Consider the following 12,428-nt stretch of genomic DNA (forward strand, 5'->3'; position numbering starts at 1 on the left):
TATCTCCTAAACAACACTATTAATTTTATCAACTAGCACATCGACTGAAAATGGTTTAATAACATAGGCATCACAGCCAGCCTCAAACCCAGCCTGCTGTTCTTTTTCAGACTCTAAGCCCGACACCATGACAATCGGGATATCCTGTGTCTCTGGTGTATTTTTTAGCATCCGGCATGTATCGTAGCCATCAAGCCCCGGCATGCACACATCCAACAAAATAACATCCGGTGGATTAGCAATGGCTGATGCCAAACAACTCTGCCCTGAATCGGCATAGCTTAGCTCAAAACTTCCTGATAAAGCTGCCTTGAGCATTTCATAATTAAAGTACTCATCGTCTACAACCAAAAGCCGTAGACGCGAACGAGCCATTAAATCCATATTACAATTAGTTCCTTCTTGTTCTATTAAAGCTACTCACACTCTTTTAAAGCATTTAAAATACGCTTTGCTGAAATTGGATAAGGCGTGCCTAGGGTTTGCGCAAAGAGTGATACGCGAAGTTCCTGCTGCATCCAAAAAATATCAACCAGCATTTGGGGTACAGGTAGTCCCGGCGCCACTTTTTTAAGCTGCTTTTGATATTGTTGTGCGACCTTGTCTAATTCTAGTACACATAATCTGTCACGATTTGGATCAACTGGCAACTTTTCTAAGCGTTTTTCTACGGCTTTTAGATAACGGATGAGATCGCCCAGTTTCTCAGCGCCATGCGAAGAGACAAAACCTTTAAACACCAGTGACTCTAGCTGGCTTTTTATATCACCATGCGCCGTGATCATGGTTAAGTCCACTCGCCCTTTCATTTTTTTATGTAAGGCGTGCGCAATACTTAGCACTTGCTCAACTTGAGTGGCAATCGCCACAACGGTATCACCGAGCTCTCCACGAACTTGCTCTTTAACCTGCTCAAACGCGTCAGCTGTACGAATATCACCTAAATTAAGTAATAAGCTATCCACACCTGCCGCAATACAATCATCGATTAGATCAGCGATTTTGCCGAATGGATTAAAATATAGCCCGAGTTTTGCCTTATTGGGTAGGTTTTGCTGTAAATACTTTATTGGTGAGGGCACATTTAACAACACTAACCGGCGCAGTCCTTGTTGATGCGCTGCTTGTGCTTTAATTTCATTGTCAAATAACTCAACTGCGGTAGATGATTTTTTATCCACCAGCGCAGGATACGCTTTAATTTCGTATTGCCCTTGTTTTTTAACATATGAAGCGGGAAGCTTACCAAAATCCCACTGCGTTAAATCTGCTTTTTCAATTCCTTTATCAGCTACTTTAGACAGTGTTTGCGTTACTTTACCTTGCAGCTGCGCTTTTAGCTTAGCTAAGTCCATACCGCGAGCGAGCAGTGCATTTTTGTCATCACGCACTTCAAACTGAAACCGTAAATGGGTGGCTAGTGTTGTTAAATCCCATGCATCAGGTTCAACGCGTACCCCAGTCATACGCAACAACTGATGACTAAGCGCTTCAATAAAGTTACCTTGCATTGGTGTAATAGCACCAAGCACAGCATCAGCATAGTTTGGTGCGGGCACAAAGTTACGACGCAACGATTTCGGCAATGATTTTATTAAACCAGTAATAAGCTCATGGCGAAACGCTGGAATATGCCAGTCAAAACCCGTTTCTTCAACCTGATTCAATAAAGCGACGGGTATTTGTACAGCTACCCCATCAACAGCTTGGCCTGGATCAAAATGATAGCTCAGCGGCAACATTAAATTATTTTGTTGCCACACATCAGGGTAGTCAAACTCAGTAACACTGTCAGCACCGTGCTGCATTAAATCATCACGAGTCATATGTAAAAAGCGTTTATCTTGCTGCTTTTTGGTTTTGTACCACTTAGTGAATGCCGCACGGTTATTGATATCTTGCGGAATTTTTTTATCGTAAAACTCATAAAGCGTTTGCTCATCAACAAGTATGTCGCGGCGGCGGCTTTTATTCTCAAGCGTTTGAATATCTTCAATCAGCTCACGGTTAAACTGTAAAAACCCTTCATTTTGACCCAGCTCTTGTTCAACCAGGGCGCTACGAATAAATAGCTCACGACTCACTTTTGGGTCAATATTGCTATACACACAACGGCGTTTAGAGACAATAATTAACCCGTAAAGCACTTGCTGCTCAAACGCGATAACAGCGCCCGGCTTTTTCTCCCAATGGGGCTCACTGTAACTACGTTTAACTAAATGCTGCGCAAACGGTTCAACCCAATCAAGATTTATTTTGGCGTTGATACGCGCATAAAGCTTACTGGTTTCAACCAGCTCAGCAGACATAATCCATTTAGGGCTCTTTTTGAATAATCCTGAGCCAGGAAAAATATGAAACTGACTATTACGCGCACCTTTGTACAATTGCTTTTCGTCTTTAAAACCAATATGGCTTAGCATACCACTCAATAACGCTTGGTGAATCTTATCGCCATCAGCTACATTTGTAGTGGCTTTCATGCCCATTTCGTTACAAACCGTGCTTAGTTGATAAACAATGTCTTGCCATTCACGGATACGCATATACGCCAGCATGTCTTTTTGGCAAAGCTTTCTAAATTGGCTGTTGCTGAGCTCGCTTTGTTGTTCTTCTAAATAATTCCACAAGTTCAAAAACGCAATAAAGTCTGAATCAGGGTCGTCAAAACGGCCATGTTTTTCATTGGCTGCGGCACGTTTTTCTTGCGGGCGCTCCCGAGGGTCTTGAATAGACAAAGCTGCAACAATAATAATCACTTCACGCAATGCACCCAGCTTTTGCGCAGTTAATACCATTTTAGCTAAGCGCGGGTCTACCGGGAGTCTGCTTAAGTCCATGCCCGATTTTGTTAATCGTGTTTCTTGATGGCGCTTAGTTGGTTTAACGGCTTCAAGCTCTTCCAGCAAGGTTAAACCATCGTTAATGTTACGGCTATCAGGGGCTTGCACAAATGGGAAGTTAGCCATGTCGCCTAGGCCTAAACCAAGCATTTTTAAAATAACCGAGGCTAAATTGGTGCGCAGTATTTCAGGGTCGGTAAACTCAGGACGTGAATTAAAGTCGTCTTCTGCGTATAACCGAATGCATATACCCGCTTCAACACGGCCACAGCGCCCTTTACGCTGGTTCGCACTGGCTTGTGAAATTGGTTCAATAGGCAAGCGCTGTACTTTGGTTCGGTAGCTGTAGCGGCTAATACGTGCTGTTCCTGGGTCAATAACATAACGAATGCCCGGCACCGTTAAAGACGTTTCAGCTACGTTGGTCGACAAAATAATGTGGCGGCGACTATGCGGGGCAAAAATGCGGTTTTGCTCTGCATTTGATAGTCGAGAATACAGCGGCAGTACATCAGCTCCTTTAAGGTTACGCTTACTGAGTGCATCGGCGGTATCACGTATTTCCCGTTCACCGTTTAAAAAGATTAAAATATCGCCTGGGCCTTCTTGGCACAGTTCATCGACTGCATCAAAAATGCCTTGCAGTTGATCGCCCTCTGCCTCCATGTCATCTTTATCAATTTCAACTAACGGTCTGTAACGGACATCCACCGGGAAAGTGCGCCCCGATACTTCAATAATCGGTGCATCATTAAAATGTTTTGAAAAACGCTCAGGGTCAATCGTTGCAGAGGTAATAATGACTTTTAAATCGGGGCGTTTTGGCAATAGGTTTTTTAAATAACCTAAAATAAAATCGATATTAAGGCTACGCTCGTGGGCTTCATCAATAATAATGGTGTCGTATTGATTTAAAAAACGGTCTTGCTGAATTTCGGCTAGCAAAATACCGTCGGTCATCAATTTAATGTAACTATTATTTGATACTTGGTCGCTAAAACGAATTTTAAAACCCACTTGTTGGCCAAGTTCACATTGCATCTCACTGGCAATCCGATCTGCAACACTGCGCGCTGCTAAACGTCTCGGTTGTGTATGACCAATATAGCCATCAACCCCGCGGCCAAGCTCCAAACACATTTTAGGGATTTGAGTTGTTTTACCTGAACCTGTTTCACCAGCAATGATAACTACTTGGTTATTGGCAATAGCGTCTTTAATGTCGTCTTTTTTCTGGCTAACCGGAAGTTGCTCTGGGTACGTTACCTTTGGTAACTGAGCTAAGCGAACCTCACGCAACTGTTGACTACGTGTTATATCTGCGGTTATTTTTTCTATAACAGCAGCTTGTTTAGCTTCATCAGATATTTTTTTTATGCCATGAAGGCGCTTTTTGAAGATGAATTGATCTTTTCTTAAACACGTTTTGAGTTCACCAAACAATTGACCTAGGTTTACCACCCGCGACTTCCTTAATAATTTTGAATAAAGACGCCCAATTGTATCAAACTTTACAGCAATATGAATTTTATCTGTGAGTGCCGATTTTGACTTAGGCTGTAAACAGATAATGCTATGCTTGGCGCTCATTAGGGACATATAGTACTTAATGAACAGATTGGTCACCCTACTTGATAGATTGTTTGTTATGGCGGCACTATGTTGAATTGGTTTCAGGTTTTCTACTAAGGAAGTTGGCGCTATATTGGCCCAAGAAAATTCAATAACAAAAAGGCGCATTGAATAATGCGCCTTTGACGTTCTTTGGGCAGAACAGTGTTACTTAAAGTGCAGCAAAAACCTCGTCAGTTTTTGCAGCACAGATAAAATCATTTTTATGCAGACCTTTAATTGAATGGCTCCACCAAGTAACCGTCACTTTGCCCCATTCAGTTAATAAACCAGGGTGATGACCTTCGTCTTCAGCCATATCACCTACTTTATTAGTAAATGCAATAGCTTGTTTAAAGTTTTTAAATTTATAAACACGCTCTAACTGCATAATGCCATCGCGTACTTCTGGCACCCAGTCCGGGATCATTTTAATTAGTTCTGCTAGCTCTTCGTCTGACACTTTTGGAGCATCAACATGACATGCTTCACACTTTTGTGCACTTAATGATGACATTTTAAATCCTTAACTTGCTATTTTTTCTTTAGGAGGAAATTTTGGGTCGTGCAACCCTAATTCTTTTGCTTGCTCAACTATCGCCATAATATCCAACTGTGAAATATCGAATAAATCATGGATAGAGTTTATGGTGTAGTACAAAGGCTGCATTATATCAATGCGATACGGAGTGCGTAATACATCAAGTACATTCATTGGGTTAATTTCTGGCTTATCAGAGTACACGTATTGTGTCTCACCTGGGCTTGATAAAATACCACCGCCGTAAATACGCAGGCCGTCTTTGGTTTGCATCAAACCAAACTCTACAGTAAACCAATACATACGCGCCAAGTAAACGCGATCTTTTTTCTCTGCTGCGTAGCCTAACTGGCCATACTTATGAGTGAACTCAGCAAAATCAGGATTGGTGAGCATCGCACAATGGCCAAATATTTCATGGAAAATATCTGGCTCTTGTAAATAATCAAACTCTTCACGTGTTCTTATAAAAGTCGCCACAGGGAACTGTTTGTTAGCTAGTAGACGAAAGAACTCATCAAAATCAATCAATGCAGGCACCGGGGCTACTTGCCAACCTGTGGTTGCTAACAACACTTCGTTTAATTCGCTTAACTGCGGGATGCGATCATGAGGAAGGTTTATTTTTTTTAGCCCTTCCATATACTCATCACATGCCTTGCCTTCAATACACTTTAATTGACGGGCAACGAGCTCTGACCATGTTTTGTTTTCTTCATCGCTCCAGTGAATCACCCCATTTTCATCGGGTGTTCTAGAGGTGTACTTACTTGCTTTAGCCATAATTACCTTCTTGCTGTTAAACCGAATATCGGTATCAACGTGTTACCCAGATACTAAGCAAATGTAAGGCAAAGTTTAATAGCTGGGTTCATATCAGCCAATGGCCACAACACCAAGATCGTAAATTTAAAATTACAGCTTTAGAGAGTTATGTTTACACCATTGTAAACACTGGCCTTAAGACCCAGCTTAATGTACACATAAAATTACGAATTACATAGCTTGAGTAAATGCATGGTTAAGGTCATTAATTATATCGTTAACATCTTCAAGCCCAACAGAAAGGCGAATTAAGCCATCGCTTATACCCGCAGCCGCTCTTTCCTCTGGTGTATAGGGCGAATGAGTCATCGATGCGGGATGCTGTATCAATGTTTCAGCATCACCTAAGCTCACTGCTAATGTGCACAGCTTGGTGCTATTTATAAACTGCTCGCCGTCTTTTAGGCTGCCTTTTAGCTCAAATGCGATAACCCCGCCAGCCGCTTTCATTTGCGTGCCAATAAACTTATTTCCCGGGTGAGATTTCAAACCAGGGTAATAAACGGTGTTAACATGAGGGTGTTGCTCTAAAAATTCAGCAATAGTTTGCGCGCTTTCGCAATGGCGCTGCATTCGTATTGCTAATGTTTTTAAACCACGGTTAATTAACCACGCATCATGGGGACTAATGGTTGCACCAATGTCTTTAAGTACCGTCATTTTAATTAAGTTAATATGCTCATCGGAGCCACACACTAAGCCTGCCACAACATCACCATGGCCGTTTAGGTATTTTGTTGCGCTGTGGACAATTAAATCGATGCCATAATCAGTTGGTTTTTGCAGCAGTGGAGTTAAAAAAGTATTGTCGATAACACTAATTAGTTGATGCTGTTTGGCAACGTCACTAATTAAACTCAGGTCTAACACCGCCATGGTTGGGTTAATAGGTGTTTCTGCAAAAATCATTTTTGAATTTGGCTTAACGGCACTGCGCAGTGCATGCTCGTCAGTCATATCAACAAACGTTACCTCAATCCCCCAGCGCGGTAACATGTGTGCAAAAAATGCAAATGTGCAGCCATATAAAGCACTTGAAGCAACAAGGTGATCCCCTTGTGATAAAAAACTCAACACCGATGCTGACACAGCACCCATTCCGGTTGCTGTGGCCGCAGCGGCTTCGCAGTTTTCAAGTTGAGCAACCTTTTGCTCAAGCTCTGTGGTCGTTGGATTTCCTAAACGGGTATAAATATAGCCGGGTTCTTCCCCTGCAAATCGAGCTGCGCCTTGTGCTGCATCAGTAAAATGAAAGGTAGATGTTTGATACAAAGGCGATGTTAACGCACCATGCGGGTCGTTCGCTTTATTTGGACCATGAATACATTGACTGTCTATGTGGAGTTTGTTCATTGTTTGATCTTTTTTGATTACTATTAATATGATAATCAAAGCGTATCAGCTGGTAGATGACAAGCATGCCGGATGCTCAGATGGCTATTAAGTGTTAGGCACCTAATAGCCACTGTACAGATATGTTGTCAGTTTGCGCTTGATGAACTCTCTTTTGTAGTCTTTTTACGAGACACAATTTTACTGGCAATAAGCTGGGCGGTGCCTTTTAGTAAACTACGTTTATGCTCTAAGCGCGGTAACGGACGGCTCAATTCCATGGCTTTATAACCAATACGCGCGGTAAATATGCCAGCACTTAACCCTTGCGCCGCACGACCCGACAGTTTACCAAGTAACTCAGCGCTAAGTGCGGTTGCCGCTAAGTCAGAGACCAGCTCTGCACTACCAACAAACATCACTTGCTTTATCAACATTTTATAAAGCTTAATGCGGCTTGCATAACCAAAGCCAATGCCATAAATACGCCCTATTTGCTCTATTAATTTAGTGCCTCGCCAAAGAACGGCCATCATATCAACTAATGCAATCGGGCTAAGTGCCACCAGCAAACCTGATTCTGTAGCAAAACGGTTAATTAATTTTTTTGCTTGAGTGTCTTGCGCGACCAATAAGCTATCAGCGTACAAGGTCATTATTTCTTTATCCGTATGGTGTGTTGCAACACTTGCTTTAAACTCATCAAAGCCTGTTAATTGCTGATGCTTATTAAGCTTTTCAAGCCAAGGTAATGCACCACCCACTTGTTCTGAATTAAGTAACCTATCGGCTTCGTGACGGTGTAATTGATTGCGCTTTAAACTGCGCAACATACGGTACTCACGCCATAACAAGCGGCCAATTAGCAAAAAACCAGTAACAACGGCAATAGAATAAACAGTGCCTAAAATAATTGATTGTTGAAATGCAACCACTAACGAAAATGCAAATTCCATCAGCACTAACGTTAAAAAGCTGACAACGAATACCCCTTTTAAGGTTTGCCATTTTGATTTTTTATATACTGGTGCGAGGTCAATATCGTCTTCTAACTCAGGATCCTCTTCGGCTTGGTGTTCAAATTCACCGTGTTCAACGATTTTTGCAGTAACCAAGTCTAATTCAGGATCGCCAATCGGCTGTTCAGACTCAATACGCCTTCCCGCTTGAAATGAAGTTGATTCACTCATGTAAGTTTATCTCCTAGTAGGTACTGCATAACATGATCTAACCGAATATGTTTTAACTGTTTATCTGGGCATGGCATAGGTGAGAATGACAAAAACTCAAACCCATTTGCAGGCCATTCTGTTTTAGTTAACATGCGTGATGGCGGCTGCGGTGGTAAATAGGTCAGCCATTGCTGCTCATTTAATGGTTTGCCATAAATACAATTAAGGGGTTTGCCTTGCTCAGTAATTTTTCGAGGTTGCGTCGCTGCGATAGATGACATCGCGATGGTCTCAATTTTCACCCCGTCAAACTTAAGCTGATTTGCTTGCTCATGTACTAATGAATCAAGTAGTAAGGCTAAGTCTTTATGGTGTTCACCACTAATATGATCTGATTTATTAGCCGCAAACAATAATTTATCTATATTGGGTTTGAACAAGCGCTTTATAAAGCTATTTTCACCATAGCTAAAATGCGCTAGTAATTGCCCAATAACGGCGCTTTGCTCATGCAGCGTTTCAGGCCCTTCGTTTAATGCACTCAGTACATCTACCAACACAATTTGTCGGTCAAAGTGACGAAAGTGCTGGGTATAAAATGGTTTCACCACTTCTTTTACATAAGCGTTAAAACGCTTATGTAAATGTGCCAAGTTTGAACCGGGTATTACTTCAGAGTCATATTCAGCCACAGGAAAAAACAACAAAAGTGGTGCGCCTTGGAGCTCTCCTGGCATCAACATACGTCCAGGTTGGAGCATAGCAAGTTTAGTGTCTTTTTTTAAACCCACTAACAAGCTTTGGTAGAGTTTAGCAAGTTCACTCAATGCGTGCTCATCGACAGGCGCATTCAAATCAAGGTTATTAAGAGCAGATAAAAAGTTTTGTGCTTTATCAACACGAGGCTGCTGCACCAATAACGCGTATTGTTGCTCACACCACTGCTGATAGTTTTGCTCAAGCATCGGTAAATCAAGTAGCCACTCACCCGGGTAATCAATAATATCAAGATATAATGTAGATTGTGGTGCAATGTGCGAGCGTAAACCCGAGCCACTTTGATATTTAATAGCCAAGCGCAAGGTATTTATACGCTCTGTTGAGGCAGGCCACATAGGTTCGCCATCGTGAGGCAGTAATGACCCTAACGCATTTTGATAAGCAAAGGTTGGAATAGTCAGCGCTTGTTGCGGTACAACTTTAGTGGCGATGTGACGCTTTTGCTGCATAACATCAAAAAAGGGTAAGTTTTTATCGTCAGCTTGGCTGGTCAAATGTTTAACAAGTGCAGTAATAAATGCTGTTTTACCGCTACCACTTAAGCCTGTTACAGCAAGTTTTACATGTTGGTCTAAACTTCGGTGGACTGCTTTTTCAGCTTTCCCTTTAAGTTTATTGAAGGCTTTTTTTGCAGATGAAGTGTTTATCATAATGAGTGAGCACTTTATCTACTTACTTTACTAGTCTGATAAAGTGCTATTAAATCCTTTAAAGCTTGTTGATTTCACGGCTAACCGTAAACTCTGTTGAAGTCACGTAACGCTCCATCTCTTGCAAGCGTGAATCTACACGGCCCAAGCGATCTTTGAGATCTTGTAACGCGCGACGTGGTGGCTCACCTTTTTGCCATACCTTAAATTTTACTTCAAGTGGGTCTTCATGTTGTGTTGTATAAGAGCTTGCCGTTGAATTTGCTGGCTTTTTATCTAAAATAAACCATGCTGCAATATACGCGACCACAAATAAAGGACCGCCGGCTAATAAAACTGCGGTGACAAAAATGATTCTGACTAACCACAATTCCATATTAAAATAATCACTGAGCCCTGCACATACACCGGCAATTTTGCCTCGTACTGGGTCTCTTAACAGTTCGCGTTTAGTATTCATACTTTACGTCTCCACTGTGGGGCCTCTTGATCAAGTAGTGCTTCTAGTGTTTCTACTCGGTCTGCCATTTTATCTGCTTTTTGAGCAAGCTCTAATAACTGGCGGTGTTCATGTTCACTCAAGCCTTGGCTTACCTGCTTTTTGCTACGATAATGTAAAATTAACCATAGTGGCGCAACCACAATCATAAAAATGATAATTGGGGCAACCAACACATCTGCGTCAATCATAACCTTCTCCTGCACAATCCGTTTATTTGTTTAAGCATAGGGGGAATACTCCCCCTTAATTGTTATATTTTATTTGTCTGCAAGCTTCTTTTTAAGCGCTGCTAATTCATCATCAATTTTTTCATTTTGCTGTAAATCAGCAATTTCATCAGACAATGACTTTTTGCCTAAGTCGTACGATTCTACTTGAGATTCTAGACCATCAATTTTAGTTTCGTAACGTTCAAAGCGATTTAATGCATCTTCAACTTTTGAGCTATCTAATGCTTTTTTCACTCCAAGGCGCGACTCAGCCGAGCGTTGACGTAAGATAATTGCTTTTTGACGTGCTTTAGCGTCTGCTAACTTCTCTTGAAGTGTGCTAACTTCCTGCTGGAGTTTCTCAATATGAGATTCAACATGGCTTAGCTCACTTTCAACAGCAGCCACAGCGTCAGCCGACTTTTGCTTTTCAAGTAAAGCGGCGCGTGCTAGGTCATCGCGGTCTTTGCTTAGTGCCAGTTCCGCTTTATCTTGCCACTGCGATACTTGTGCTTTTAGTGTATCAACGCGACGTACTAACTCTTTTTTCTCTGCTAATGTTTTAGCTGATGTTGAACGCACCTCAACTAACGTGTCTTCCATTTCTTGAATGATAAGACGAACCATTTTTTCAGGATCTTCTGCTTTATCCAAAATGGCATTGATATTAGAATTAACAATGTCTGCAAAACGTGAAAAAATTCCCATAACATTTACCTCTGTGATGTTTAACTTAATTGGTCTGCACTCACTGTTACAATATGCTTGCCAACTTTATAAAACATAAAATACAGTAATATTTTCATAAAGTTAAACTAAAAATACAAATTCCTTTAGTTCTCCCGAATTATGAAATACACTAACTGTTAGTAAAAATGACTAAGAGTTAGGGAATATGAGCCAATTTCGTCAACAGGATAACTTACTCGGCCAATCAGACAGCTTTTTAGCTGTACTGGATCAAGTATCGCAGCTAGCAAGTTTAGATAAACCGGTGTTAATTATTGGAGAGCGCGGTACAGGTAAAGAGTTAATTGCTGCTCGTTTACACTTTTTGTCAAAACGCTGGGAGCAAAACTATGTAAAGCTCAACTGCGCGGCATTAAACGAGAACTTACTTGAAAGCGAATTATTTGGCCATGAAAGCGGCGCATTTACGGGTGCCAGTAAACGCCATGAAGGTCGCTTTGAGCGTGCTAACTCCGGTACTCTATTCTTAGATGAATTAGCAAACACCTCAGCCATGGTTCAAGAAAAACTGTTACGAGTCATTGAATACGGCGAGTTTGAACGAGTTGGGGGGAAACAAACGGTTAAAGTAGATACCCGTTTAGTCTGTGCTACCAATGAAGACCTGCCCTATTTGGCCGAACAAGGCGAATTTAGAAGTGATTTACTCGACCGACTCGCCTTTGATGTAATTACTCTGCCGCCGCTACGTGAGCGTACCGATGATATAATGCTACTGGCTGAACAGTTTGCCATTAATATGGCTCGCGATTTAGAGTGGGAGTTATTTAGTGGCTTTACCCGAAGCGCCGTTGAAAAGCTACTAAGCTACGATTGGCCAGGTAACATTCGTGAGCTGAAAAATGTCGTGGAGCGTAGTTTATATCGTCATGGCAATGAACATATTCCCGTTCACCAGATTATTTTAGACCCATTTGAAAGTAAATTTAGGCCCAAGCAACGTATTAAAGCCCCTGTTAAGACTGAGCAATTAACACAGGATGTGCCGATTGTTACAGAAGTTACGTCGGTTAGTGAGCCTGCGGTTCATAGCTTTCCATGTAGTTTAAAAGATCTTTCAAATGAGTTTGAAATTGATTTAATAAAAAAAGCACTGGAATACAGTCAATTTAATCAAAAGAAGACTGCAGAAGTACTTGGTTTGACGTATCATCAACTTAGAGGCTATTTGAAAAAATATAATTTGCTAGATCAACAACAATAGTCAGAGGTT

General features: G+C 41.5%; 11 protein-coding genes. 1 reads left to right on the forward strand and 10 read right to left on the reverse strand.

Annotated features, from left to right (window positions below):
- Nucleotides 1-6: 6 nt before the first annotated feature.
- From ACFI4Z_RS07520 to pspA, 10 genes are all read right to left on the reverse strand, one after another.
- Nucleotides 7-384 carry a response regulator gene (locus tag ACFI4Z_RS07520; RefSeq protein WP_462670050.1) on the reverse strand — a complete coding sequence of 126 codons (378 nt, stop codon included), beginning with the start codon at nucleotides 382-384 and terminating at the stop codon, nucleotides 7-9.
- Between the two features lie 32 nt (nucleotides 385-416).
- Nucleotides 417-4,304, reverse strand: a complete 3,888-nt coding sequence (gene hrpA / locus ACFI4Z_RS07525) for an ATP-dependent RNA helicase HrpA (RefSeq protein WP_462670230.1) — start codon at nucleotides 4,302-4,304, stop codon at nucleotides 417-419.
- 322 nt (nucleotides 4,305-4,626) lie between these two features.
- The gene (locus ACFI4Z_RS07530) at nucleotides 4,627-4,971 is read right to left on the reverse strand and encodes a 4a-hydroxytetrahydrobiopterin dehydratase (RefSeq protein ID WP_087530773.1); all 345 of its coding nucleotides are present in this window, start codon (nucleotides 4,969-4,971) and stop codon (nucleotides 4,627-4,629) included.
- Between the two features lie 9 nt (nucleotides 4,972-4,980).
- Entirely contained in the window at nucleotides 4,981-5,778 is a 798-nt protein-coding gene (gene phhA / locus ACFI4Z_RS07535; protein WP_394192187.1) for a phenylalanine 4-monooxygenase, read from the reverse strand.
- Nucleotides 5,779-5,991: 213 nt separating this feature from the next.
- Entirely contained in the window at nucleotides 5,992-7,173 is a 1,182-nt protein-coding gene (gene megL / locus ACFI4Z_RS07540; protein ID WP_462670051.1) for a methionine gamma-lyase, read from the reverse strand.
- 128 nt (nucleotides 7,174-7,301) lie between these two features.
- A complete protein-coding gene (locus ACFI4Z_RS07545) occupies nucleotides 7,302-8,342 on the reverse strand; it encodes a TIGR01620 family protein (RefSeq protein WP_462670052.1) in 1,041 nt (346 codons plus the stop codon).
- On the reverse strand, nucleotides 8,339-9,754 hold the full coding sequence (locus ACFI4Z_RS07550; RefSeq protein ID WP_462670053.1) for a YcjX family GTP-binding protein: 1,416 nt from the start codon (nucleotides 9,752-9,754) through the stop codon (nucleotides 8,339-8,341). Before ACFI4Z_RS07550 ends, ACFI4Z_RS07545 begins: the two co-directional genes overlap by 4 nt.
- 58 nt (nucleotides 9,755-9,812) lie before the next feature.
- Nucleotides 9,813-10,214 carry an envelope stress response membrane protein PspC gene (gene pspC / locus ACFI4Z_RS07555; RefSeq protein WP_462670054.1) on the reverse strand — a complete coding sequence of 134 codons (402 nt, stop codon included), beginning with the start codon at nucleotides 10,212-10,214 and terminating at the stop codon, nucleotides 9,813-9,815.
- On the reverse strand, nucleotides 10,211-10,444 hold the full coding sequence (gene pspB / locus ACFI4Z_RS07560; RefSeq protein WP_099296101.1) for an envelope stress response membrane protein PspB: 234 nt from the start codon (nucleotides 10,442-10,444) through the stop codon (nucleotides 10,211-10,213). The genes pspC and pspB overlap by 4 nt, the downstream gene beginning before the upstream one ends.
- Nucleotides 10,445-10,513: 69 nt before the next feature.
- On the reverse strand, nucleotides 10,514-11,173 hold the full coding sequence (gene pspA / locus ACFI4Z_RS07565; RefSeq protein WP_462670055.1) for a phage shock protein PspA: 660 nt from the start codon (nucleotides 11,171-11,173) through the stop codon (nucleotides 10,514-10,516).
- A gap of 187 nt (nucleotides 11,174-11,360) precedes the next feature.
- Here pspA and pspF point away from each other — a divergent pair, with 187 nt between their 5' ends.
- Complete coding sequence (pspF, locus tag ACFI4Z_RS07570; RefSeq protein ID WP_462670056.1) at nucleotides 11,361-12,419, forward strand: phage shock protein operon transcriptional activator; 1,059 nt, start codon at nucleotides 11,361-11,363, stop codon at nucleotides 12,417-12,419.
- Nucleotides 12,420-12,428 lie beyond the last annotated feature (9 nt).

Source organism: Pseudoalteromonas sp. RWi3 (genome assembly GCF_054960735.1).